22 protein-coding genes are annotated in these 26,929 nt (G+C 34.7%); 10 read left to right on the forward strand and 12 right to left on the reverse strand.

The annotated features are described in order from the left end of the window. Positions 1 to 16: 16 nt before the first annotated feature. From B3P17_RS03435 to B3P17_RS03445, 3 genes are all read right to left on the reverse strand, one after another. Complete coding sequence (locus tag B3P17_RS03435; protein ID WP_291103368.1) at positions 17 to 448, reverse strand: helix-turn-helix domain-containing protein; 432 nt, start codon at positions 446 to 448, stop codon at positions 17 to 19. A 977-nt stretch (positions 449 to 1,425) separates the two neighbouring features. After that, positions 1,426 to 3,390: a DUF3857 domain-containing protein gene (locus B3P17_RS03440; protein WP_291103371.1), complete on the reverse strand. Its 1,965-nt coding sequence runs from the start codon at positions 3,388 to 3,390 to the stop codon at positions 1,426 to 1,428. Then, positions 3,387 to 5,213 (reverse strand): DUF3857 domain-containing protein, encoded by a 1,827-nt coding sequence (locus B3P17_RS03445; RefSeq protein ID WP_252637449.1) that lies wholly within the window; start codon positions 5,211 to 5,213, stop codon positions 3,387 to 3,389. Before B3P17_RS03445 ends, B3P17_RS03440 begins: the two co-directional genes overlap by 4 nt. A gap of 182 nt (positions 5,214 to 5,395) precedes the next feature. Here B3P17_RS03445 and purH point away from each other — a divergent pair, with 182 nt between their 5' ends. The 6 genes from purH to rodA all read left to right on the forward strand — a co-directional run bounded on the left by purH (position 5,396) and on the right by rodA (position 12,838). Continuing rightward, positions 5,396 to 6,919 carry a bifunctional phosphoribosylaminoimidazolecarboxamide formyltransferase/IMP cyclohydrolase gene (gene purH, locus B3P17_RS03450; protein ID WP_291103375.1) on the forward strand — a complete coding sequence of 508 codons (1,524 nt, stop codon included), beginning with the start codon at positions 5,396 to 5,398 and terminating at the stop codon, positions 6,917 to 6,919. A 33-nt stretch (positions 6,920 to 6,952) separates the two neighbouring features. After that, a complete protein-coding gene (locus B3P17_RS03455) occupies positions 6,953 to 7,978 on the forward strand; it encodes a rod shape-determining protein (protein WP_006843992.1) in 1,026 nt (341 codons plus the stop codon). Between the two features lie 66 nt (positions 7,979 to 8,044). Next, on the forward strand, positions 8,045 to 8,905 hold the full coding sequence (mreC, locus tag B3P17_RS03460) for a rod shape-determining protein MreC (RefSeq protein WP_291103377.1): 861 nt from the start codon (positions 8,045 to 8,047) through the stop codon (positions 8,903 to 8,905). 16 nt (positions 8,906 to 8,921) lie between these two features. Next, positions 8,922 to 9,416 (forward strand): rod shape-determining protein MreD, encoded by a 495-nt coding sequence (gene mreD, locus B3P17_RS03465; protein ID WP_228093915.1) that lies wholly within the window; start codon positions 8,922 to 8,924, stop codon positions 9,414 to 9,416. Beyond that, positions 9,398 to 11,374: a penicillin-binding protein 2 gene (gene mrdA / locus B3P17_RS03470; RefSeq protein WP_252637445.1), complete on the forward strand. Its 1,977-nt coding sequence runs from the start codon at positions 9,398 to 9,400 to the stop codon at positions 11,372 to 11,374. The genes mreD and mrdA overlap by 19 nt, the downstream gene beginning before the upstream one ends. Before the next feature lie 6 nt (positions 11,375 to 11,380). Further along, positions 11,381 to 12,838 carry a rod shape-determining protein RodA gene (gene rodA / locus B3P17_RS03475; RefSeq protein WP_135106059.1) on the forward strand — a complete coding sequence of 486 codons (1,458 nt, stop codon included), beginning with the start codon at positions 11,381 to 11,383 and terminating at the stop codon, positions 12,836 to 12,838. 6 nt (positions 12,839 to 12,844) lie between these two features. Here the strand turns inward: rodA and B3P17_RS03480 are convergent, their stop codons facing one another. From B3P17_RS03480 to B3P17_RS03490, 3 genes are all read right to left on the reverse strand, one after another. Next, entirely contained in the window at positions 12,845 to 13,861 is a 1,017-nt protein-coding gene (locus B3P17_RS03480; protein ID WP_252637443.1) for an ABC transporter ATP-binding protein, read from the reverse strand. An 89-nt stretch (positions 13,862 to 13,950) separates the two neighbouring features. Beyond that, entirely contained in the window at positions 13,951 to 14,982 is a 1,032-nt protein-coding gene (locus B3P17_RS03485; protein WP_135106063.1) for an iron ABC transporter permease, read from the reverse strand. Positions 14,983 to 15,033: 51 nt separating this feature from the next. Further along, on the reverse strand, positions 15,034 to 16,668 hold the full coding sequence (locus tag B3P17_RS03490; protein ID WP_252637441.1) for a dipeptidase: 1,635 nt from the start codon (positions 16,666 to 16,668) through the stop codon (positions 15,034 to 15,036). A 595-nt stretch (positions 16,669 to 17,263) separates the two neighbouring features. On the opposite strand from B3P17_RS03490, the gene B3P17_RS03495 reads away from it, so the two are divergent. Then, the gene (locus tag B3P17_RS03495) at positions 17,264 to 17,755 is read left to right on the forward strand and encodes a helix-turn-helix domain-containing protein (protein WP_252637439.1); all 492 of its coding nucleotides are present in this window, start codon (positions 17,264 to 17,266) and stop codon (positions 17,753 to 17,755) included. A gap of 245 nt (positions 17,756 to 18,000) precedes the next feature. Here the strand turns inward: B3P17_RS03495 and B3P17_RS03500 are convergent, their stop codons facing one another. Further along, entirely contained in the window at positions 18,001 to 19,377 is a 1,377-nt protein-coding gene (locus B3P17_RS03500; RefSeq protein ID WP_291103384.1) for a tryptophanase, read from the reverse strand. 295 nt (positions 19,378 to 19,672) lie between these two features. Between B3P17_RS03500 and B3P17_RS03505 the strand changes: the two genes are divergently transcribed. The 3 genes from B3P17_RS03505 (at position 19,673) to B3P17_RS03515 (ending at position 22,512) form a co-directional block, all read left to right on the forward strand. Next, positions 19,673 to 20,455: a dihydroorotate dehydrogenase electron transfer subunit gene (locus B3P17_RS03505; RefSeq protein WP_252637436.1), complete on the forward strand. Its 783-nt coding sequence runs from the start codon at positions 19,673 to 19,675 to the stop codon at positions 20,453 to 20,455. Then, positions 20,443 to 21,354: a dihydroorotate dehydrogenase gene (locus tag B3P17_RS03510; RefSeq protein ID WP_252637434.1), complete on the forward strand. Its 912-nt coding sequence runs from the start codon at positions 20,443 to 20,445 to the stop codon at positions 21,352 to 21,354. Before B3P17_RS03505 ends, B3P17_RS03510 begins: the two co-directional genes overlap by 13 nt. A gap of 108 nt (positions 21,355 to 21,462) precedes the next feature. After that, positions 21,463 to 22,512, forward strand: a complete 1,050-nt coding sequence (locus B3P17_RS03515; protein WP_252637432.1) for a galactofuranosyltransferase — start codon at positions 21,463 to 21,465, stop codon at positions 22,510 to 22,512. Positions 22,513 to 22,578: 66 nt separating this feature from the next. On the opposite strand, the gene B3P17_RS03520 is transcribed toward B3P17_RS03515, so the two are convergent. The 5 genes from B3P17_RS03520 to B3P17_RS03540 form a co-directional block, all read right to left on the reverse strand. After that, on the reverse strand, positions 22,579 to 23,142 hold the full coding sequence (locus tag B3P17_RS03520; protein WP_252637430.1) for a 30S ribosomal protein S16: 564 nt from the start codon (positions 23,140 to 23,142) through the stop codon (positions 22,579 to 22,581). A gap of 122 nt (positions 23,143 to 23,264) precedes the next feature. Continuing rightward, positions 23,265 to 24,233, reverse strand: coding sequence for an alpha/beta hydrolase (locus B3P17_RS03525; RefSeq protein WP_252637429.1), 969 nt, complete (start codon positions 24,231 to 24,233; stop codon positions 23,265 to 23,267). 106 nt (positions 24,234 to 24,339) lie between these two features. Next, a complete protein-coding gene (locus B3P17_RS03530; RefSeq protein WP_252637427.1) occupies positions 24,340 to 24,957 on the reverse strand; it encodes a hypothetical protein in 618 nt (205 codons plus the stop codon). 135 nt (positions 24,958 to 25,092) lie between these two features. After that, the gene (gene ilvC / locus B3P17_RS03535; RefSeq protein WP_135106081.1) at positions 25,093 to 26,139 is read right to left on the reverse strand and encodes a ketol-acid reductoisomerase; all 1,047 of its coding nucleotides are present in this window, start codon (positions 26,137 to 26,139) and stop codon (positions 25,093 to 25,095) included. A gap of 31 nt (positions 26,140 to 26,170) precedes the next feature. Next, complete coding sequence (locus B3P17_RS03540) at positions 26,171 to 26,914, reverse strand: acyl-[acyl-carrier-protein] thioesterase (protein ID WP_252637425.1); 744 nt, start codon at positions 26,912 to 26,914, stop codon at positions 26,171 to 26,173. Positions 26,915 to 26,929: the final 15 nt, after the last annotated feature.

A 26,929-nucleotide genomic window follows, 5' to 3' on the forward strand; every position in this document is an offset into this window, starting at 1 on the left:
GTTTACTGGATAGTGTCTAAGGCAGGTTACTAAAAGCACACTTTAACACTGAATCTTTGGTTTTGTTTATATTCTTGATGATTTTGATATCATTCTCCAATGTTTTGGTATATGCACTGTTTATCTGGTTTGCATCTATTAAATTAATCTCAAAAATAGCTTTCTCATTTATTTGGGATCCAATAATATTATCAACTGAAAATGATAAAGTCTTGGCAATCAATGCAACTTCGTCAAAAGAAAAGCGAACCTCTCCTCTAAGTCTTCTATAAACCGACTCTTTACCAAGACAGAGGATATCTGCAAGAACTGAAGCTACTTTTTCTTTGTCTGATTTAGTTAGTGTTTCTTTTTCTACAATTACTGTTCTGATGGCATTAATTAGTTTTTTATGAACTGTGTTATCTATTTTTGTCTCCCTCACATTATTAAAATCTAAATTATTCATTTTATTTCCTCTATAATATTAGTATTTAGTATTTTATCAAAAGAAAAAAGTGTGTTTTTATAATCTCAATGCCTAAGTTGAGTTAAGACTTAAATGTTTGTGACTAATTAAAGTGTATTCTTTTGTTTAATTGCAAAAATACAGATTGCTTAATGATGTGTAGTTTCATTTTTTGAGTATTATATACATGTTTTTTTCTAAAATCCTATTATTCTTAAATTTAAAACCATATTGTATTATTTATATAATCCGAATTCGTATTTAATCTATTTATATTGTTAAAAATGCATTAATCGTTGTTTTATGGGGTTTATAATGCAAATATTGACTTTGAAAAAAATAAGGATTTCTTTGTTTTTATAATATTAATAATTATAGAAGGAAGATAATAGATAGAAAGCGATGATTTCTTCTGATTGTTTTTTACCAGATAATGGCTACTTTGTTGATACAGTTTAAGAATATATAAGCTTATTATTATTCATAATTGGTCGAGATATACCCTAAAAAAGCCAAATAAGAGATTTTTTAAGCTTTAATAAGGTTTACCTATAATTCACTATACCATATTGAGGGAAAGGGTATTACTATGCACACATACATAATCTCTTAATATACATTATTAAGATTCACTTTCCGATAAAAAACTAACCCTTTTATACTTCTTATTTAAAAACAGCAACAAAAGAAAAAAAAAATAGGACTTTATTGTATCTTTTTAAATTGTTTATATATAAATATTATTTATTAGTATCATACATCTTTTTGTTTGTGGTTTATGTTGTTGGTTGTTAGATTGTTATTTCTTATTTTTTGTATGGCGTCTGATTCAATTGTGTACAATGATGATTATCTAGTATTAGCGTAATTGATACGTTAATATCGTGTTACAAATAGAGGAGCAGAAAGATTAACTCCTTCTGCTCCCTTATTAAAAATAGATACTATATTATTCGTTTTAGATATATTCTGAAGAGTTACTCTTTCTCAAGAATAAACATCTCAGAAAACCTTTTTATTGCCTCAGCAAAAGACATTTTCAGGCTTATATAGTTTTGAGGTTGATATATATTCTGTCTAAGAGTATACCCTGCATTTATTATTATTTTATTATTGTCTTTTTGTACAGTATATTGTATTGAGACCAGGTTGTCATCTACAATATAAGGTGATGGTAAATAATTAATCTTATACCCTTCAGGAATATTTATTTCAGATCGATAAAAATCACTTTGCATGTATATCATATCTACAGGTAATGTCCGCTTGGTTTGCTTAAAAGGGTTATCGCTGATGGATAAGTTGCAAAATGGATGAATAAATAATTTATCCGATAAATTTTCGACAGAAGCATCAAATGCGAAAGAAAAAACAAAAGGTTTGTCTAAGTCATCATTTTCATCGATATTGATATCGCCTTTTACATCAATATTGTTATTGCTTTTCAATTCTTTTTGCAAATTTTCTGTTTTCCCTAGATATGTTGAACGATAATTATATGCTTTTTGTCCTCTCCCGGCAAATCTGGCTTTTACCTTCATTTTACTTTCTTCCGGAATAATATCTAGAATAAAATTCTTCTGTGAAATGGAAAGTTCTTTTTGTCTGATACTAACCCATTCTTCAGATTTAGGTTTTACTACAAGCCCATTTACATTGAGGCAGCGTTCAGGAAGATCACTATAGTAAAGTAACGGTTCGGTGGCGTCGAGATAATATATTTTTTCTCCGATTCTCACTAGGACTATTGTATAATTAAAGAACTGTTGAAAAGGATGAGATAAGCTTATCGATCCGTTCTTTCTTGTACTTAATATTATAGGATATGCTTCTAGTCCCGCAGAACGGAGTAGCCCGGTTAGGAATAGGTTTATATTAGCAACATTCCCCGTTTGTTTTTTTATAAAATCGGAAACACTATATTCACTGAGTTTACCATAATTTCCGTTCCAATTGTATTTTTCTTTTACATATTTAGTTATAGCCTCCACTTGTTCCAGAGGTGTTTTACTTGCTATATCTAAAGTAGGTAGTATTTTTTTCCCTTCTTTTTCACTATTCTTTATGTACTTTCCAAAATCATTATCTTTCAAGAAATCATCGCACATAGCAGGCCAGGTAGTCATGATTTCTTTGCTGCCTCCTCTTGGATAATATATTTTAGATAGCTGGAAGTAAAGACTTATCAAATAATCCTGTTCGGAAGTAATGTACTCTTCGTCTTTAAATGCCGGAAGGTTTTTTAATCCAAACTCATATTGCATTTCTTTATAAACTAAATGACCAAAGCGAATTTCGTCATTTAGTGGTGTTGCTTTATACTCGTCAAATTTATTTATACTTCTTAGTATATATGTATACTCATAGTATGGTATAGCTTTATATTTTAATTTGCTATAAACAACAGGTATTTTCTTTTGAAAATCCCATTTTCTCATGTTAAAAAAGTAAGGAGTCGTAATTAGATATTTGTATTCGATTACCGAACCTTCGCGGACATCAGCTAATGCGACCTTTTTTATACTTAGATTATTGCTAACCTTTTCTTCGTATATGTTTTTAGGATCGAGAATTGTTTTTGTTAATTGTCCTCCTTCCATGTTGTATGTTATGGCTTCTATTTTTTCGATAGATTCCCACTCTCTATTCTCTGAATAGTAAGGTATTTCGAAGTTTGCGTATTTTGTGCCTGCTTGTTTCAGTATTTTAATTTTTACTTTACGTTCCATCGATAGCAAGAATCCTCGAGATTCGTCTGGTCTAAAATAATAATCACCCAAGTCGTATATAACAACAGCTTCGGCATCTTTGTCTTGCTCATATTGTGACATTGACATTTCATACTGTGTGACTTTTCCGAATTCTTGCGAATAGTTAACCTGAGAGTATCCACTTATAATAGATATTATAAATAGGATAGAAGCTGTAATTGTCTTTTTCATATGTACTGTAGGTATATTTTTTTTAGTTCATTATTCTTTACAGACGTTATAAAATCATAGAATTCTTTATATTCAATAAGGTTGTATCTTCCCGATGAAATCAGTATCGATTTATATATATAAACTTCATTGTTTTTTTGCCTATAACTTATAGAGTATTTTCCATAATCAGATTCCATATTTATATCTTCCGGCAATTTTACTTTTTTGTCATCAGGTAAGGAATAGCAAATAGTATCTTTATAAAAACTTGGGTAGTCTAGTTGGAGGTCACTTTTTCGTAGACCAGGAGCCTCATAGGAGGGTATTTCTATTGCAAAAGGTTCAATAATTAAGTTGTTCCCATATTTTTTCAATAAATTATGAAACTGACACTCAGCATTCAGCTTTATAGAAGGATTGTCAGAAGCAGCTTTCTCTAAATTGAAATCAATAAGATCGTATGAACCTGTCAAAATAGTATTTCGTATATATTTATCAATCGTATTTTTATTAATATCGGAAGCCAGATATATTAAACTTTCATAATTGTCGCCTCTAGCTGTTGATGCAAGTTTTACGTCAGATGTTTTGAGATCAACAAGAATCGAACGGCTGCATAATATATCGTTTGGGTTTAAAGGAGGAATGTTTACAAAATGGCTGTTATTCTCGTCAATAAGTAAAGCTTTGCGAGCTTGAGTAAATGTCCCCATGTATCCGAATGGCGTATTTTTTGAAGTACACTCAAGGTAAACCGTATCTTTTTCGAAAGGAATTGTAAGAATAGCATGATTGAATGCCTGAGAGGGGAAAGTCGTATCTACATCAACTATTTGTCCTCCTGTAAATATTAATGTGTAATATGATTTTATTCCGGCATATTTGAGCATTGCCTGCATGTAGTTGGTCAGAGCTTTGCAATCTCCATATTTGTTGGTAGAAACATAGCTCGCCGGATATGTTTGCATTCCTCCTATATTGATGCTAACGTTTATGTAGCGAGTATAATCCTGTAGATATTGATATAAGATCTTTGCCTTTTCTTTATCATCTGTTACGCCTGAGAGTAACGAGTTTATCTTTGCTTGCTCTGGTGTGGGTAGGATATCTCTGCCTCTATTTAATCTGTATATCCAGTTTCCAAAAGATTTCCAATTCTCATTGTTGCCCTCTACTCCATATTTGAAATTAATAGGAGCAGCGTGTATTATGGGAGCTTCGGTATTGTTTGGTGAAGCGTTTAGTTCTTTTGTTTTAAGAGGTCTATAATTATATTTCCAAACATATCTGATATTATTGTTTATAGTATCTATAGCCGGAGGTTCTGTGTTTCTTTGTTTAAATGTAATACGCAGATCTATTGGTGCTTCAGCAACAAGTTCTCCTGAGATTATAGGTGTCCGTGAATTTGTATAATTGAGAGAGGCAAGACTAAGAAATTTAGAATAAATTACTCTGAACGAATAGATAATTCTGTAAGGATATTGATTGTGTTTCAGTTCAAAAGATTTAACAAAATCATCTTCGTATAAGGAGATATTTGAAATAGAGCTTCTGTCTGTTATTTCTTTATTCTTTAATTTCCTTACAATATTGCCCTGCATATCTTCTATCCAGGCATCTCCCACAGAAACTTTATCGCCTTTACTATAGTTGATAAGTATCTCGGCATCATGATCGCCCATTCGTTCATTAATCTGTAATATAACAGAATCTGTTCTTATCAATTTGTCACCTTTGATTTGGTTATAACTTTTATACTTTATATATTCACTTCTGAAATCTTGAGATACAGCAAAAAGAGGTATTATATATAAGATTACAATTGCGATAAATTTCATGATTAACAAGCTAAGTATGTAAATTAAGATTTGTTTGTAAATATATGAAAAATGTGAACGCAATATTGAATTTTTGTTGATTTATGTAACAAAATGTATTCTTCAAAAATTATACTAAAAAGGGTAAGTAATACTAATAGTTTTTTTAACTTTGTATCCCTAAAAAAGGATATTAACACACCATGTCTTTAGAGAAAAAAATTAAAACCGCATTAGTCTCAGTTTATCATAAAGATGGCTTAGATGAAATTTTGAGAAAGTTAGATAGTTTGGGAGTTCGCTTTGTGTCGACAGGTGGAACCAGAAATTTTATAGAGTCGCTAGGCTTCGCTTGTGATGCTGTGGAAGATGTAACAGGATACCCCTCTATTTTGGGTGGGCGAGTTAAAACATTACACCCTAAAATATTCGGAGGTATACTCTGTCGTAGAGAACTATCGGAAGATATGAAGCAAATAAAAGCGTACGATATACAAGAGATTGACCTCGTTATTGTAGATTTATATCCTTTTGAAGAAACTGTTGCCTCAGGAGCAGGAGAACAAGATATAGTTGAAAAAATAGATATTGGCGGTATATCATTGATTCGCGCCGCTGCAAAAAACTTTAAAGATGTAGTAATTGTAGCTTCAAATAATCAATACGCACCTTTAATGAATCTTTTGGAAGAAAAAGGCGGAAAATCAGATATTGCAGATCGTAAATTCTTTGCAAAAGAAGCATTCTCCGTATCATCGTCATACGATACAGCGATCTTTAATTATATGGATAATTATGAAGGATCGGCATTTCGCTACGCAGAAGATGATGCAATGCATCTCAGATATGGAGAAAATCCGCATCAGAAAGGGACTTTTTGCGGAGATTTCAATGCCATGTTCGACCAATTACACGGACGTGAAATATCTTACAATAACTTGTTAGATATCGAAGCTGCAATAAGTTTGATCAGTGAGTTTGACGAAACTACTGTAGCTATATTGAAACATAATAATGCTTGTGGTATAGCTTCGAGAGAAACAGTAGTTGAAGCATGGAAAGATGCATTGGCTGGAGATCCTGTTTCCGCTTTCGGTGGAATTATTATAAGTAATAGAAAAATAGATAAGGTAGCAGCTGAAGAAATAAATACTATTTTCTTTGAGATTGTAATTGCTCCCGAATATGATAAAGAGGCTTTAGAAATACTAGAACAAAAGAAGAATCGTATTATTCTGGTGCAAAAACAGTCTTTAGAGGGAACTAAACAATTCCGTTCATTACTGAATGGTGTTTTGGTTCAGGATAAAGACCTAAGTATACAAGCTGCTTCAGATTTGAAACTTGTTACAAACAGACCTTTACAAGGAACCGAAGCTGAAGATTTGCTATTTGCGAATAAGCTTGTAAAACATACGAAGTCGAATGCTATTATTCTGGTTAAAAATAAGCAACTTTGTGCAGGTGGTACAGGACAAACATCTCGTGTTGACGCTCTCAAGCAAGCTATAGAAAAGGCCGATGCTTTTGGCTTTAAGCTTGATGGTGCTGTAATGGCTTCTGATGCCTTTTTTCCTTTTCCCGACTGTGTCGAGATCGCAGGAAATGCAGGTATCACAGCTGTGGTTCAACCGGGAGGATCTATAAAAGACAACCTATCAGTAGAATATTGTAACGAACACAATATATCTATGGTTATGACGGGAGTGCGTCATTTTAAACATTAAATGTAATTGTAAATAAGCAAATATAACATCAATATGGGATTATTCTCTTTTACTCAGGAAATTGCGATGGACCTTGGCACTGCCAATACTATCATCATACATAACGACAAAATAGTTGTCGATCAGCCATCAGTAGTGGCTTTGGAACGTAAAACAGGGAAAGTCATAGCTGTTGGAGAACAAGCCCGACAGATGCATGGGAAAACCCATGAGGACATAAGAACAATCAGACCGTTGAAAGATGGTGTGATTGCAGACTTTACGGCTGCGGAACAAATGATTCGCGGACTAATAAAGATGTTCAATAACAAAGGACGTTTATTTGCACCCTCATTAAGAATTGTTATTTGTATCCCATCCGGAAGTACTGAGGTTGAAACCCGTGCGATCAGAGACTCTGCAGAACATGCCGGAGGTCGCGATGTTTATATGATATATGAGCCGATGGCTGCGGCACTTGGTATTGGCCTTGATGTAGAAGCGCCGGAAGGAAACATGATCGTTGATATAGGCGGTGGTACAACAGAAATCGCTGTAATTTCTCTTGGAGGTATTGTGTCAAATAAATCAATAAAGATTGCAGGAGATGACCTTACAGAAGATATTCAGGAGTATATGGGACGTCAACATAATATCAAAGTAGGAGAGCGCACAGCAGAAAATATTAAAATAGCAGTTGGTGCTGCTTTGACAGAATTACCTGACGAGGATGTGCCCGAAGACTTTATTGTTCATGGACCTAACAGAATGACATCTTTGCCTATGGATATTCCTGTATCATATCAGGAAATGGCTCACTGTCTCGATAAATCTATTTCTAAAATGGATTCAGCTATCCTAAGTGCTTTAGAACAAACACCTCCGGAGTTGTATGCTGACATTGTTCGCAATGGTATATACCTTACAGGTGGTGGCGCATTGCTGAGAGGTTTGAGCAAACGTTTCTCTGATAGAATCGGTATCGCATTCCATGTAGCAGAAGATCCGTTGCATGCTGTTGCCAAAGGTACTGGTATAGCCCTAAAGAATATAGAGAAGTTTAACTTCTTGATGAGATAAAAAGAGAAGTGATTTCTGAACAAATCGCGAATCATAACTATTTTAATATAGATATAATTACAGAGAATGCATAACCTAATCAATTTTTTAAGAAAAAATAGCCATTGGTTTGTGTTTATTTTCCTTGAAATAATCTGTTTTTATTTTATATTCAGTAGCAACTCTTATCAAAAGAGTATATTTTTTAACTCTTCCAACGAATTTACTGGAAGAGTTTATACTATTTCAGGAAACGTACTCTCTTATTTTGGATTAAGATCGGAGAATGAGGAGTTATTACTGAAAAATGCAGATTTACAGTCTCAAATTGCAGAATTGAAGGACTATATTTATAATCTTGAGAATGATTCCTTAAAGACGAATGCATTTATTACCGACTCTCTGGGCACTAGACAAAAAGAGCCGCATATTATAGCTCGTGTAGAAAATAACACTATATCACAGATTTATAACTTTATTATAATCAATAAAGGAAAGAAAGATGGAGTACAGACTGATATGGGTGTAGTTTCTCAACAAGGTATAGTAGGTGTTGTTAGGGATGCTACTTTAAATTACGCTGTAGTTCAGCCTGTATTAAATCCTCATAGTAGATTTAGTTGTAAGATATTAAACTCTAATACAGCAGGAACTTTAGTTTGGGAAGGTGGAGATCCTCGATACGCAATCCTTACTGAATATCCTAAATATGAGAAGGTTGAGAAAGGTGATACTATTGTAACGAGTGGTTTCTCTGATATATTCCCCGAGGGTATATTTGTAGGTGTAATTGAGGACTATAAAAGCGGTACGAATGATAATTTCTATTCTTTAAAGATCAAATTATCAACAGATTTTGGATCATTGAAAAGAGTTCTTTTACTCAGTGGAAAAGATGATGAGAGGAAAGAATTGGAGCAAAAAATAAAAAATGTTCAAGAGCAGTAATATAAAGTATATAATAATGTTTGTCCTGCTTGTATTATTACAAGTATTGGTCCTAAATCGGATTTCATTTCTTGGATATGGAGTCCCTTTTGCGTATGTATATTTTATAATAAAACTGCCTATCCGCTCTAATAAAAGTTTAGTTATCTTTTTAAGCTTCTTAATCGGATTTGTTATTGATCTTTTCTGTAATACGCCGGGAATAAATGCCGCAGCTTCCACTTTTGTGGGGCTTGTTCGCTGGCCTGTGCAGAAGTTGTTCTTTATGGTTGACGATTATGATGAGCAAACCCCGAGATTGTCTTTATTAGGAGGTGCATTTATAAGATATGCTATATTTTTGACACTGATTCACCATATTGTACTTATCTCGATTGAATCTTTTTCATACTTTAATTTAGAGATACTGTTGCAGCGAATTCTTTTGTCTACTTTACTCACATCATTATTGGTGTTTGCATTTGAAGGTTTATCTTTTAAGAAGAAAAACTCATGGCAAAAAACATCTTAGACTTATCTAAAAGAAAATATGTACTAGGCGGAATAGCCTGTGGCATAATTCTTATATATATAATTCAACTTTTTAATTTACAAGTGCTTAATCCTGAATATAAGGATTTTGCAGATGGAAATGCATTCTTTAACAGGACATTATATCCTGCAAGAGGAGTCATTTCTGATAGAAAAGATAGAATACTTGTATACAACCAGCCTACGTATGATATCGTATACATACCTCGTGAGGTACAGCCATTTGACACCCTTGACTTTTGTAAGTCATTGAATATAACCAGGGAGCAGTTTGATAAACGCATGAACGACATAAAAGATCGTCGTTTGAATCCCGGATATTCGTCATATACAATGCAAACGTTTATGACTCAGCTTACGACTCAAGAGAGTGGTTTGTTGCAAGAAAAGCTATATAAATTTCCCGGTTTCTTTATTCAGAATAGGACATTGCGGCAGTATAACTATCATAATGCAGGCTTATTGCTAGGGTACGTAGCGGAAGTAAGCAGAAGTCAACTGGAGAATGATCCTTACTATGTAAGAGGTGATTATGCTGGAAAATCAGGACTTGAAGCATCTTATGAAAACTATCTTAGGGGAGAAAAAGGCATTGAGGTTTTATTAAGAGACGCTCATGGACGTATTCAAGGTAGATATGAAAACGGAAAGTTTGATAAGTCTCCTGTATCAGGAAAAAACCTCACACTTTCTGTCGATATAGATTTACAAGCATACGGGGAGTATCTTCTTCAAAATAAAGTTGGATGTGTTGTTATGATTGAACCTTCCACCGGTGAGATATTATGCTTGGTTACATCTCCTACTTATGATCCTTCTATGCTTCTGGGTCGTAATTTTAGTAAGAGCTATAAAGAACTGGAAGATAACCCTCTTAAGCCATTATTTAATAGGGCTATACAAGGGATGTATCCTCCCGGATCTACTTTTAAACCAACACAGGGATTGATTTTCCTTCAAGAAGACATTATTACTTCTAATACACTATATGCGTGTGCAGGAGGGTATCCTCCATTAGGCGGTCGTCCCAAATGTCACCCTCATGGTTCACCACTGTCATTAGTTCCAGCTATTGCAACTTCTTGTAATTCATATTTTTGTTATGGATTATCTGCGATGTTAGGAAACAGAAAAAAGTATAAAAGTACTGTTGAAGCTTTTGATATTTGGAAAGATCATATGGTAGATATGGGATTTGGTTATCGCTTAGGTGTAGATTTACCTTCTGAGAAGAGAGGTTTTATTCCTAATGCCAATTTCTATAGCAGAGCTTTTAAAAGGGAGAATTGGAGTGCTTCCAATGTTATTTCTATAGCAATAGGTCAGGGGGAAATAACAGCTACCCCTTTGCAAATAGCAAACTTTGCCGCAAGTATATCTAATAGAGGGTTCTACTATGCGCCACATGTTGTGCGTCAGATACAAGATACGCCTTTAGACAGTATATATACACATCCTCACTATACCGGAATAAAAAAAGAATACTATCAGTATGTAGTAGATGGGATGGCTCTTGCTGTTACAGGCGGTACATGTAGAGGAGCTAATATACCTGATATTGAAGTTTGTGGCAAGACTGGTACAGCCGAAAATCCACATGGTAAAGATCACTCTTTATTTATGGGTTTTGCTCCTAAAGATAATCCGAAGGTGGCTATTTGTGTTATTGTTGAAAATGCAGGATTTGGTGCTACATTTGCTGTTCCTATCGGACGTCTGATGATTCAGAAGTATCTGAAAGGAGAAGTACCTGATTCTGATAAATATATTGAAGAGAGAATTGCCACAACGACAATTTTGCCACAAACATTTTTTAATTGGAATAGAGCAAATAAGAAGTATGATGAGTTTTCTCAGCCTGCGGTATCAAATACAGATGGTGCAGTAGATGAAACATCTATAGAACCATTTTCATTAAACCCTGCTGAAAATCAATAATAAGGAATGTACAGAAGAGAAGATGAACATATAAAAAGCAGTATAGACTGGTTTACCATCGCATTATATCTGATTATGGTATTGTGCGGATGGCTCAGTATATATGGAGCTAGTTATCAATACGGAAGTACTACCAGCATGTTTGATATATCGGGTAGAGCCGGTATGCAATTGGTTTGGATTGGTACATCGATTGTTCTGGGTTTCATAATATTAAAACTGGATAGCAACTTATACGATATATTGGCTTATTATATTTATATAGCTTTTATATTACTTCTTATAGCTACTATATTTCTATCCACAGACATCAGAGGGTCTAGATCGTGGCTCAAAATAACTGATTCGGTGCAAATACAGCCTGCTGAGTTTGCTAAATTTGCAGTAGCTTTAGCTTTGGCAAAGTTGCTGAGCACCTACAATTTTAAATTGCTCACCCCTAAAAATCTGATAACAGTAGCGGGACTTATTCTTCTCCCTATGTTGCTGATCATCATGCAGAAAGAGACAGGTTCTGCGCTTGTGTATACAGTCTTCATATTAATGTTATATAGAGAGGGACTGCCCGGAATTATTTTGTTCTTGGGAATATCAGCCATTGCATTTTTTGTAATTGGACTCAAATATTCGGATACAGATATAGGTATAATATCTACAGGTGAGTTTGTTACTATAATTTTAGTTATACTGATTTGTGCCGCATTATTGGTAAGTTATAGGCAAGATAAAGTAGCAGCTCGTAATATTATATTGGGAATGCTGGCGTTATTTGGAATTCCATATCTGATTTCGCTACTGAATGTCAATATTGATTTTGGTATTATTTCACTAATCGCTCTTGGTGTACTTGTAGTATATCTTTTGGTTCTGGCGAAGAAATATTGGTCGAAAGTATATTTTCTGACAGCCGTTTTTGCTATCAGCAGCCTTATATTCGTCAGCTCAATAGATTACCTTTTCTCAGATGTTATGCAACCTCACCAGCAGATGCGTATAAAAGTCACTTTGGGGATGGAAGATGACCTAATGGGAGCGGGGTATAATGTGAATCAATCTAAGATTGCAATAGGCTCAGGAGGGCTTTTAGGAAAAGGATATTTAAATGGTACTCAGACTAAATTGAAATACGTTCCCGAGCAAGATACTGACTTCATATTCTGCACAGTAGGAGAGGAACAGGGTTTTGCCGGATCGGTATTTGTCCTTTTATTATTTTTAGCACTAATTCTACGTTTATTCTATTTGGCAGAACGTCAGAAGAGCACTTTCGGAAGAGTTTATGGCTATTGCGTAGCTTGTATTTTCCTCTTTCATGTGATGATAAATATAGGAATGGTAACAGGTTTGACTCCTGTAATAGGAATCCCTTTGCCTTTCTTTAGCTATGGGGGGTCTTCTTTGTGGGGATTTACCATTCTTCTCTTTATATTCCTCCGCATTGATATGGCTAGAAAACGTAGATAAATGTTATTATAGCGTTTTATGCGTTCTCAAAAATGAAGCAAGCTGTTCGTAGCTGCTAATTTCAATTTTTATTGTATTATATTCTACTATTATTTGTTCAGACGATTGAGCTTCAATGTGGAATATAGCATCATTTAAATCTTTTGTTAAAGAAAATCCGTTTCTTTCTAATATGTTTTTTGTCCAGTGGTGTAATATTCCCTCAGCTTTAAGATAAACCTTTCTATTATTAGCTCTTTTTGGTAAGAAATTACCTGTATATCTGTCGAATACAACATTGTCTCTTTTAAAGAAATCATCCAAAGTCCCTGACAATACGATGTCTTCAGTTACTCCCGTAGTCAACCCTTTTTCTCTTGATAATAGCCAAAGACGGTCGGCTAGGAGCAAAGCCATATCAATATCATGTGTTGATAATAATATTGTCTTATTATGATTCATTGCCAGATTATGGAGCAAATTCATAATCTCTATACGGCTTTCAATATCTAAAAAAGCTGTAGGTTCATCCAGCAAAACGACAGGGCACTCTTGTGATAAAGCTTTGGCTATCATAGCCTTCTGTCGCTCTCCATCGGATAATTCGGCTATATAAGAATTAGCCTTATGTGCTATCCCTACATCTTCCATTGCTTTGTGAACAATGGATTTATCATTCTCTGATAATTGACCAAAAAATCCGGTATAAGGATAACGTCCCAGCTCAATAAGTTCTCGGACGAGTAAGCCTCCGGCAGAAGTTTTATCAGTTAAAACTAGGCCTAGTCGTTGTGATAATTCTTTTTCAGATAAGGATGAAATACTTTGATTCTCGAAAAGTATATCGCCTCCTTGTGCTGGTTGTGAAGCACTAATTGTTCGTAGCAGAGTCGATTTTCCGGCACCGTTAGCACCTATCAGACAAACAAGTTCTCCTCTATATAAATTGAACGACAGGTTGTTATAAAGAATATTATTATGCTTAGATTTGGCATAACCAATACCAATATTTTGAGCCTTAATTACTACTTCTGTATTATTCATAAGTAATCAGTACAGTGTATTCAAAAAAGTAAGTAATATTTAGTTTACATAAGTAAACTATTTGATATTCAGTGAATTAATTTGTAAACTTAATGGAAATATTGTATTTTTTTCTGATTAAGAATTACATATATTATTACAGGTGCTCCAAAAATAGGAGTGATAGCATTTAACGGTAGTACTCCACTGGCCCCCGGTAATACACAGATCAAATTGCAAAGCAAAGCCATTGCCGAACCAATTAGTATGGTAATAGGCAATAAAGATTTATGATTTGATGTTCCCAATATTAATCTGGCTATATGTGGAACTGCTAGTCCGATAAATGCTATAGGACCACAGAATGCACAAGTTATTGCAGTGATCAGTCCTGCACAGAGTAAGAGTAGAAAGCGAATAAATTTTATATTTACACCTAAGTTTGCTGCATATCTTTCTCCTAATAACAGAGCATTTAAGGGCTTGATTAGTAGGATAGAAAGGAGTAAGCTAACACAGACAACGATGCAATAAAAAGGTAATTGCTCTTTTGATACTCCCGAAAAATCTCCCATACCCCATATCATGAACGAATATGCATCTTCGCTAGTACTCCAAAACTTCAAAATAGATATAATAGAAGATGTAAGATAACCAACCATTATACCAATGATCAGTAACATAACATTATTTTTGATAATAGATGCGAATCCCATGATGATAGCTAAAATAATAGCTGCACCAATGAAAGCACCAAAAACAATAGTCATCGAATAAGACAAATTAAATCCATTTACCGATCCGAAGCTATTTCCTATTAAAAGAATTACTATTGCTACCCCCATATTTGCACCCGAACTGATACCTAATATTCCCGCATCAGCCAGAGGATTGCGAAATGCTGTTTGCAGCAACAATCCCGAAACAGCAATTGCTCCTCCTGTAAATAGAGCCGTGATGGCCTGAGGTAAGCGAGATTCGAGTATAATATAGGTCCAAGCTTGTTTCTCAACTTCATTTCCTTGCAATATTTGAAAGACAGCTTGCGACGGTATTGATACAGAGCCTAGAAATAGACTTAAAACAAATAGTATAAATATACTTATAACGAATAGAATACTATATGTAAACCCTTTGGACATAAGGTACTGAATGTATAAAATAGCCCCTCGTTGTAGGAGGGGCTTGAATATTTAATAAAGAACTTTATATTTATCTCCGGTTTCCTTCACTACCCGCTCATAGAAATCTTTAGGATATCCTACTCGCTGTGGCGAAGATGGTTTTCCATGTTCATTACGGATAAACTCACCATCTTTTTCTTTGCGGACAACACCATCCATATATTTGATGACTAAGAACTCTCCAAGTTTTTTCCATTTTTCAAAAGCATACTGTGCTTGCTTCTCACTATATTTAGTTAAGAATTGAACTGCTTGTTCGGGCGATTTCTTATATAATTCTAACGCCTCCTTTTCAGTACTATTTTGTTCAGCTAAGAACTTTCCTTCTAATTCATCCTGAACCTTTTTCAAATCAGGATGCATATAGTCGTATTTATTATATACCATATTTGACACCCAATTCTGAATCCAAAAGCTTGATGTCCAAGAGAATGTATACAAATCACCATTGCCTTCACGATAACATTCAGGTACCTCTGTTACAGAACAATACATCGGTGTAAACACAGTTTGAGCAGCATCATCTGTTCCAAACCATAATACTCCACCGATTGAATTTGGTAGCCATGAACGCATCTGAGATGTGAATACAAAACCTGATTGTTGAGTAGCAATAGGGCGTTCGTTACAGTATTCTACAAAATCTACTTTCCAAGTAAGTGGAGCCCAACGATATGGAGATTTGAAAGGACCGGCTCCAATATCGTTAGTCCAATCTAATTCAGTTCCTTCGTAATGGTCTCTCATCATCCCTTGTATATCAGCAAGAGATAACTTCTTGTCAGGTTTGATATAAAGAGGCATTGGTTCTTGAGTTTTTCCTTGTGCATAGGTCACAAACTTAGCCATGTCTTTATTGCATTTGTTGAAGAAACTCCAAACGCGAGCTTCACAAAAACGCTGACCTCCAAAATCCAGGGGATTATATGCCTTAGAAAAGCTAAAGTCTTCATCTTTACCAGTATAATAACCTTTCTCACGGGCAAAAGAAATAACATCTTTTGAGTACAGGCAATTTTTTGGATCTTTTAGAGGAAATTGATGTATACGAGATTGGTTTGCATGGGCTGAAATGCAGTCGTCAGGTATACGTACAGCTACCCAAACAGCACCTTTGTTTCCCTTACCTTTGCCAATCATCTCCAAAACCCAGATTTCATTGGGATCACCTATCGAGAATGACTCTCCTCCGCTATAGTAGCCATATTCAGCAACAAGGTCGGTCATTATTTTAATAGCTTCTCTTGCAGTCTTGGCTCGTTGCAATGCGATATATATAAGACTTCCATAGTCGATGATACCATCCGGATCAGCCAATTCTTCTCGTCCGCCAAAAGTTGTTTCGCCTATTGTCACTTGATACTCGTTCATGTTACCAACTACATTATATGTTTGGCTAGCTTGTGCTATTTCTCCTAAATATTTTCCGGAATCCCATTCATATACTTTTAGCATTTCTCCTTGTGAGTATTTTTTGGCTGGCCAATGGTACAACTCTCCAAATAGAGCGTAAGAATCTGCCGAATATGTTATCATTGTTGACCCATCGACAGACGCATATTTGCCAACTAAAAAATTTGTGCAAGCAAATATGTGAATCTCGCAGAGAAAACAAAATAACATGAATAATGATATTTTCCTCATAGAATTATAAATTATTGTTATATAAAGCGTAAAGATACTTCAATTAATTTATTCCTGCGATATGATTGTATCATTTTAATAAAGATGTATTTCATAATGTATTTCTTTCTTGTAACATTTGTGAATTATACGTATGTTTACAAATGTTGTGTAGATTGTAGAGGTTAATATTATTACATATGATTACAAAAATAATCAAATGTAATAATGTATACATTTGAATACAGCTTATCTATGAATCATTAAATAAACAATTGTAAAACCTTAAAATACTGACTGTGTTTTGATGTAATAATTTATATATCAGATTATTATATACATAAAATAAAGTAATAATTTAGATATATTAGCCATAATTAATTATATACAATAATACAGCCTCTAAATAAGTCATTTTATTAATTTATTTACATATTAATTAGTTCATTATATATTTATTATAAAGTGTTTATTTATGATATATTCAATTGTATACACACATAGATAAAACAAAAGTATATTATCGTATTCAAATGTAATTTACAAATATAAATGGAAACATATTCCATTTGTAAAATATAAAGTTTACATTTGTGTTCTGATAATATACAAAAATATGAAGGATAGAATCAAGCTTATAATGGATAATGAGCACTTAACGCCATCAGCTTTTGCAGATAAGTTGCAATTAGGACGTGCCGTTATATCTCATATATTGAATGGACGTAATAATCCTAGTTTGGATGTTGTATCTCGTATACTATCAAAAATGGATTACATCGATTCGGATTGGTTATTAACCGGAAATGGTAAGATGTATAAAACAGATAATAGAGAAAAATCACATCTCACTACAACGACTATACCGGTAAATTCTAATCTCCAGCCCGATTTATTCTTTCAGAATGAAATATCTCAGTCATCCGATAAGCCTGAATCAGAATATCGCAAGGAAATAATAGTTGAGAAACCTCAAAAAACAGATGAAGACGTTGTAAAACAGTCTATTATATACCAAAAAGCACCTGAGCGGAAAGTAACTAAAATAATTATATATTATTCGGATAATACTTTTGAAACATTTAATGCTGATAATAAGCCATTATAATGATCTACTTTTCTATTTATTCTATATTGTATTTTTAATATAATTGATTAGTATACATATGTTTATCCTTAAAAAGTATCAAAGGTGACTCTTTTACTACTTATTACTAATGTAACTTCTTATATATTCAAAAATATATCAAAGAACACTTTTGTATAAGATAAATTTGTCTATAAAAAATAAAAAACCTCTCGAATTGTTATATTCCGAGAGGTTTATTTGTCTTGTATATGATAATTATATTACTATTTTATCCTTTTAAGTTCAACTGTAAAGTGCCTTAATAAATCAGCTTCCCAAGTAATCGTTAGTCCTTTTTTAATCGATTTTCTACGATCGAATATATTCTTTAAGGCTACTGCTACTACATTCATATGATTGTCTGTATAAACACGCCTAGGTATGGCTAAACGCAGTAAATCGAGCCCATCGAAACGATTTTTCCGGGTTACAGGGTCTCGGTCTGCTAATAGATAACCTATCTCACAACCTCTGATACCCGCTTCTAGATATAATTCTACAGCTAATGTTTGTGCCGGAAACTCTTCTTTAGGGATGTTTGGCAATACTTTCGATGCATCTACAAAGATTGCATGTCCTCCTGCCGGACGTTGATATGGGATATTATATTCATCAAGCTTCTTACCAAGGTATTCAACCTGCATTATTCTGCCTTCAAGACTCTCAAACTCTGTATTTTCATCCAGACCTATAGCCAAAGCGTTCATATCACGTCCACTCATACCTCCATAAGTAATATATCCCTCATAAGCAAATCCTTTTATTTTGGCTACATCATACCATTCTTTGAGGTTTGTGGCAAAGAATCCTCCCATATTTACAATAGCATCTTTCTTAGCGCTCATGGTCATAGCATCGGCATATGAGAACATTTCGTCGCAGATCTCTTTTATTGTCTTGTTTTCGTAACCTTTCTCTCGTTTCTTGATAAAATATGCATTCTCTGCAAATCTGGCTGAGTCAAATATTACTTTTTTAGCATATTTATTTGCAATCATGCGTGTTTCTTGCAAATTCTGCATAGATACAGGTTGTCCACCTGCCGTATTATTTGTTATGGTTACAATAATAAAGGGTGTACGATCTCCATACTTTTTCAGTGCTTCCTCAAGTTTTTTGATATCAACATTCCCTTTGAATGGAATTTCAAGTTGAGTGTCTTTAGCCTCATCTATCGTACAATCTAAAGCAATGGCCTTTCTGGATTCTATATGACCTTTTGTTGTATCGAAATGCGAATTACCCGGGCATACGTCGCCTTCTTTGATTAGGCAAGAGAATAAGACATTCTCAGCAGCACGTCCCTGATGTGTAGGTAGAACATATTCAAACCCTGTAATATGCGTTATCATATCTTTCATTTTGTAATATGAAGACGCTCCGGCATAGCTCTCGTCTCCAACCATCATGCCAGCCCATTGCCTATCGCTCATAGCACCTGTTCCAGAGTCTGTTATCAGGTCTATATACACTTGTTCCGATCTTAACTTAAACATATTGTATTTAGCATTTTTCAGCCATTGTTCACGTTCGTCTCGTGTGCTTTTATGAATAGGTTCGATCATTTTGATCTTCCAAGGTTCGGCAAAAGGCAATTCCATAATTATTTATGTTTAGATATATGTTAGACAAATGCTTGATATAGATAATTACTATGAATAAAAGAAGAACAGATTATAAACCTATTATTTCAAAATGATATTTTAATAGCAATAATGATGTGCTTTTGGATTGTTTTCATACAATATATGCTTATGTTGGCGTGATATGTTTGACATAAAGGTAGTAAAACTTGTGAATAAATTAAAGTCTTTCCTAATTTTATTATAAAGTCAAACTTTATTAACTTTGTACTCGAAATAACTCAGGAAATATTTATCTCTAAATAATAGGTTAATGAAAAAAATGATGGATTTAGTTGTTACTCAAAATGAGCAACTAAACCAAAACTATAGCCTCATTAAGCTCACCACAACAGATAAAACTCCCTTAACCGAAATGCATCCCGGGCAATTTGTAGAAGTGAGAGTTGATGGATCTCCCTCAACTTACCTTAGACGTCCTATTTCGGTAAACTTTGTGGATAAGCAAAAAAACGAATTATGGCTACTTGTTCAGGCTGTAGGTGATGGAACCAAGAAAATGTGTGAGTACAAACAGGGCGATATTGTAAACCTTCTATTACCGTTAGGTAATACATTTACAGTTCCTACTTCGAATCCGGAGCAAGAACTTCTTCTCATTGGCGGTGGCGTAGGTACTGCTCCTATGTTATTCCTTGGCGCACGCCTCAGGGAAGCAGGCTATAAACCTAAATTTCTCTTAGGCGCAAGATCAAAAAATGATTTACTCCAATTGGATGATTTCAGAAAATATGGTGAACTGTATTGTACCACTGAAGATGGAAGTTTCGGAGAAAAAGGATATGTAACAGATCACTCTGTATTAAAAAACACTCAAATATCCAAAATTTATACCTGTGGTCCTAAGCCTATGATGGTAGCTGTAGCGAAATATGCGAACACGAATAAAATAGAGTGTGAAGTGTCGCTCGAAAACCTTATGGCATGCGGGTTTGGTGTGTGTTTGTGTTGTGTAGAGAAGACACGCGAAGGGAATGTGTGTGTATGTACAGAGGGACCCGTATTTAATATAGAAAATTTGACATGGATAAACTAAAAGTAAATATAGGAAACCTGCATTTAAAGAACCCGGTAATGACAGCATCCGGTACTTTCGGGTATGGAAAGGAATATTCTGACTTTATGGACTTGGGACGAATTGGTGGTGTTTTTGTAAAAGGAACTACTATTCGCGAAAGGCAGGGGAATGATTATCCTCGTATGGCAGAAACTCCATCGGGAATGCTTAATGCGGTTGGCCTGCAAAATAAAGGCGTAGATTACTTTGTTTCAAATATATATCCCGAGATAAAAGACTTTGATACAAACATCATTGTGAACGTTTCAGGGTCAACGATCGAAGACTATGTGGAATGTTCTCAAAAGTTGGTAGCCCTCGAAAAAATACCGGCTATTGAGCTTAATATTTCCTGCCCAAATGTAAAAGAAGGGGGTATGGCATTCGGCACTTCTGCTTGTTCTGCTGCTGATGTAACAAAAGCAGTACGTGAAGTATGGAATAAGACCCTTATCGTAAAGCTGTCTCCTAACGTAACCGATATAACAGAAATTGCAAAAGCCGTAGAAGGTGAAGGTGCTGATGCTGTTTCTTTGATCAATACACTATTAGGAATGGCTGTAGACATAAATAAGAGACGTCCGGTGTTATCTACTGTTACGGGAGGGCTATCCGGCCCGTGTGTAAAGCCTATTGCGCTTAGAATGGTTTGGCAGACTTACAATGCTGTAAAAATTCCCGTGATAGGTATGGGAGGAATATCATCGTGGCAAGATGCCATTGAATTTATCCTTGCAGGCTCTTCTGCTATACAGATAGGAACACACAACTTTATTGACCCTACAATTTCTGTAAAGGTTGTAGATGGCATAAAAGAATATCTCGATAAAAATAATATTTCGTCCATACAGGAGCTAATAGGTGCATTACAAGTCTAATTCGATTTAAAGTGTAACTAGTACAAGTCTCTAATTTTAATATTTTTTATTTCTACCTTAAGGTTTGGAAATTAAATTAACTTTGTAAAAATGAATTAACATAAATCTATGAAAAAGGTTTTTATATCCAGAAACTATAAAGGAATAGAGAGTGCTGGTGGAAAAGCAAAAACAGATGTAGAGTTAATTTTACAAGGCATTGGGTTTAAGAATATAGGATGGAAACAAAGTTCGAGCAACAATAAAATCATTGATTTTGTTTTAAATATTACAGGGATACTGAAAGCGGTAATACGAATGCCATCTAAAGGTATTTTATTTCTTCAGTATCCGATGAAAAAATATTATGCATTTATTTGTGGTATTGCTCATTTGAAAGACACTAAAATCATTACACTTATTCACGATTTAGGAACTTTTAGAAGGCAGAAGCTTACTGTAGATAAAGAAATTACGCTCCTAAATAACTCCGATTACATTATAGCCTTAAATAAGAGTATGGCGAAATGGTTGGAAGAGAATAATTACAAAGGACAGACTGTGACTCTTGATATTTGGGATTATCTGTCAAAATACCAAAATACCTCAAGTTTTAGATCCAATGATGACCAAAACTATGTTGTTAATTATGCAGGAGGGCTTAGTCGACGTAAAAATTTATTCTTATACGAATTTAGTAAGCATGTAGATTCATTTATTTTCAATCTTTATGGTACAGGTTTCGAGCCTACAGAACAGGAATTAAAAAATCCTTATTTTGTTTATAAAGGTTTTGTTCAGAGTGATGATCTGATCAGTAGTATCACGGGTGATTTTGGACTGGTTTGGGATGGGGATTCGATTGATACTTGTTCCGGTAGTTTCGGTTCTTATCTGCAATTTAATAATCCTCACAAAGTATCATTGTATATTCGGTGTCATTTGCCTGTAATTATTTGGAATCAAGCAGCTATGGCACCATTTGTTTTAGAGCATGGGGTTGGTTTTTCGATAAATTCATTATCAGAAATAAAACCACGCTTATTGTCTCTTACAAAAGAACAATATAATGAGATGAAACGAAATACAATAAAACTCAGCCTACATATAGAGTCTGGTCACTATATTAAGCAAGCAATGAATAAAATAAAGTTGGATGAAAATAATATACTCTTATAATATCTATCTGTTATAAAAAAGAAAAGGCATCCAATCGGATGCCTTTTTTATGCTGTTTAAAACAAATTATTCAGCACTTTTCTCTTCTGCAGGAGCTTCTGTTTCAGCAGTAGGTGTTTCTACTACTTCTTCACTTGTTTCAGCTTCAGCTTCTGCCTGTGCTGCATTTTCTTCTGCTTTCTTTTGAGCTACAGCTTCAGCTTTTGCTTTGTTTGCTGCTTTTTCAGCCTCTAAACGAGCTTTTGCGTCTGCCTGAGCTTTTGTTTGATTCTTGTTGATAGCTGCTTGAGTACCTTTTTCTTTTTCAGCTTTCCATGCTTCAAATTTACTTTCTGCATCAGCTTCTGTAAATGCACCTTTAGCAACACCACCAAGTAAGTGTTTCTTTAACAAAACACCTTCTTCAGAAAGGATGTTACGAGTAGTGTCGGTAGGTTGAGCACCAACTTGTAACCAGTACAAAGCCCTGTCGAAATTTATAGTTATCGTAGCAGGATTGGTATTAGGATTATAAGAACCAACCTTTTCAATAAATTTTCCATCACGTGGAGCTCTGCTATCTGCAATGACGATGTGGTAAAAAGGATAACCTTTACGTCCTCGTCTTTGTAAACGGATCTTTGTAGCCATTTCTTTCTAGTTAATTTTAATTATACATAATTGTTATTAGCGGGTGCAAAGATAAGAATAAGTTTTTGTTATACAATAAAAATGATATAGAGTTATTTATTCTCTTACTAACTATATAAGGGTTATTCTAAATATTTCTTAAGCATAGCTGCCGTGAATATTATCATATTTCTGGTTGAAGGTAGATCTGCATAACCATTCAATAGACCCCAATCATGAATTACTCCGTTAAATCTTACTGTAGTAACATCAACTCCGGCTTCATCAAGCTTGCGCCCTAATTCTTCTCCGGCATCTCTCAATATATCATTTTCGGCAACTTCGATGAGTGTAGGAGGCAATCCTTTCAACTGGTTCGTTGCAGCACGTACAGGAGATACATAGATATCATCGTATTGGGCTTTGTTTGATAAGTAGTTGTCTCTCATCCAAATCATTAAAGATTTAGTTAGGAATCTTTCTTCTCCATATTTTTTGAATGATTCGGTGTTTATACCAGCGTCTGAATATGGCCACAATAGAATCTGACATTTAATATCCGGTCCTTTATTACCCTTTGCCTTCAGGCAAGTCCCGATAGTCATATTTCCTCCTGCGCTATTTCCTACAATAGCTAACCTTTTTCCATCTACATTTATTTCATCGCCATGTTCTGCAACCCACTTTGTGGCCGTATAACATTCATTCAATGCTATTGGATATTTAGCTTCGGGTGAACGGCTATATTCAATAAAGACACAAGCATACCCCGACTCAATAACTAAGTCGCGAACGAGGCGTTTATGAGTTTGATAATCTCCAAGAACCCAGCCTCCACCATGTATAAAAATAAATACAGGGAGTTTACCTTTAGCTTTCTCTGGTCGTACAATATATAGTTTTATATCATGTTCATCGACTAATATTACTTTTTTTGTTTCCTCAATACCACTAACATCTACTTTTATTGCAGCTTGAGTATCGACCAATACATTACGTGCATCGGATATAGGTAATGATTCAACCGGTTTTTCACCAGAATTCAAAACCTTCAGATACTCTTTGGTTTCTTTACTCAAATGCGGGTCTTTTAAAAAATTCGAGGTATTCATAATCTTAAAAATTTAATTATTATCAATTACTAACCTCTTTTTAACGGCTTCTTATTAACTGTTGTTTTCTCAAATATTGATAAATAACATTTTATATACTGATTTTTTATTTTTTTACAATAGTTACTTTTGCAGAAACTGCATTCGAAAACTCTTTTTCTTCTTCTATATTTAGAGCAAAGCTGACAAGTGAATATCTCCGTTCGGTTACAGGCTTATCTATTTCTGTTTCTTTTGTAATGAATATCCCTTTACTTCCTTCAAGCTCTATTTTACAGTTATATATTCCTTTTTCGAGGATGATAAAATAGGCATCTACTACAGCTTTAGACTTGATTTTACCTAAATAATCGAGACTTACACCCGTGCAAATATTTGCATTATATGAAATAGGATCATAATATTGCCCGGTAGCTCCTTTATCCAGACCTTCTACTGTCTGAACCAAGGTACGACCCATCACCGAAGCTACTTTTTCGGCATGCTCATTCATTTGTCTGTCTAGGCTTTTTCCTATACCATCAGCAAGTTTTCCTGCTGCATCTGTTGCTTTTTCACCAACTCGGGCACCGTGTTCGTCTACAGCCTCGGCAACACCTTCTATAGCATTTATACCGGTTTCTGTAACTTTTTTTGTTGCTTGTTTTACACAGCCCGAACAGGAACTAAGGGTTGTTATAATAGCGGAAAGGATAATAAGTGATAAGATCGTTAATTTTCTCATGTGATTAAAATATGTGTTAAGCTTAATAATAAATCGTAAAAAACAAAGATAGAGAATTTGAGTTAGATAGACTAATAAATAAAAAGAGGCTGAATAAAAACAGCCTCTTCATACGTATAATATTGAAATCAATAATTAGTTATTTTCTGGTCTCAATTTTCTCACAACTGCTCCTGTACGCCACATTTCGCTTTCACGAAGAGCTTTTAGTTCTTCTTCTAGTTTTTCACGATAGTCAGGTTTAGAGTTGGTATCGATAGAGCGTTGTGCTTCATTACCGTTTGCTACTTCTGAATATAATTTGGCAAATACAGGTTTTGTTGCATCATGGAAAGGTACCATCCAGTCTAGTGCACCACGTTGTGCTGTAGTAGAACAATTTGCATACATCCAGTCCATTCCTTTTTCTGCAAATAGAGGCATCAAAGATTGAGTAAGCTCTTCTACAGTTTCGTTAAATGCTTCGGACGGTGAGTGACCGTTTTCACGTAACACTTCATATTGAGCAAGCAGGATACCTTGTATAGCACCCATCAATGTACCACGCTCACCCGTAAGGTCAGAATATACTTCACGTTTGAAATCTGTTTCAAACAAATATCCCGAACCAACGCCAATACCCAGAGATACAGTTCTTTCGAATGCACGACCTGTAGCATCCTGGAAGATAGCATAGCTTGAATTCAAACCGCGACCTTCGAGGAACATGCGACGAAGACTTGTTCCTGAACCTTTTGGAGCAACAAGAATTACATCGATGTCGGCAGGAGGTACAATTCCTGTACGTTCTTTATATGTAATACCAAACCCATGAGAAAAGTAAAGAGCTTTTCCGGCAGTCAGGTAAGGTTTAAGACGTGGCCACACTTCTATCTGAGCAGCATCAGACAATAGATATTGTATGATAGTACCTTTGGCTGCAGCTTCTTCGATATCAAATAATGTTTCGCCCGGAACCCATCCGTCTGCTATTGCTTTTTCCCATGTTTTGCCACCTTTTCTTTGTCCTACGATTACGTTAAACCCATTATCTCTAAGGTTTAATGCTTGTCCCGGACCTTGTACGCCATAACCGATAACAGCAATGGTTTCATTTTTTAATACTTCTCTTGCTTTTTCCAAAGGGAATTCTTCACGGGTAACTACTTTTTCTACTACCCCGCCAAAGTTCATTTCTGCCATAATTTGTTTTTATTAAATAAAATATTTAGGTTCAAAATTGTTTCCATATAATACGGGTCGAGCATACACTCGTTTCTCCGTCTTTCATTTCTAAAATAAAATTAGAATCTTCTTCTTCTCTTTTGAATATATCCAACTTGGAGCCGTAGTGCCCTTCGGATATATAATTTATCTCAATCCGTCTGATTTCTTTATCCTTGAACATATCTATATCAAACACATCTACAAAATGTTCAATATACTTCATACTGTTCAGGTGTTTATTGATATCCACATCGCTATATTTTACAATAAACTCATCCGCTTTTTCATAATCATCCTTCAACGCTGAGATTTTGCTCAATCCCTCTATCGGACATTCTTTTTCCGTATAGATATAATCAGACAACCCATCCAGCTCTGTCAGATTGGTCGGTTTACGAGTTTTAAGATCTATTGAAGCCCATAGTGATCTCGCATAGCCCATTGTTTTTCCCTCAGAGTCTTCGAAAGTAAAATGACGCTCTGTGAACAATCTGTTTACACTAACAATCCACGTCTTGATTATCATGTTAGTATCGTTTTTCGGATATTCGAACAGCTCGATTGCCATTCGGGACAAAACCCAGACTCGCTGCTGAGAAGTCATTGATGAGTATCCAAACCCACGTTCATCGGCATGCTTTGTTGCTGCTTGCAGCATAAAACCTCCAATCATGGGCAAAGTGGCTCTGCCTCTGAAATCGGTTAAGTATGCATCGATCGTAAATTCGTATCTTCCTATAGGAGCAAACATTAAATATAGTTTTGA

This window comes from Dysgonomonas sp. UBA7630, assembly GCF_002483985.1.
GTDB lineage: Bacteria > Bacteroidota > Bacteroidia > Bacteroidales > Dysgonomonadaceae > Dysgonomonas.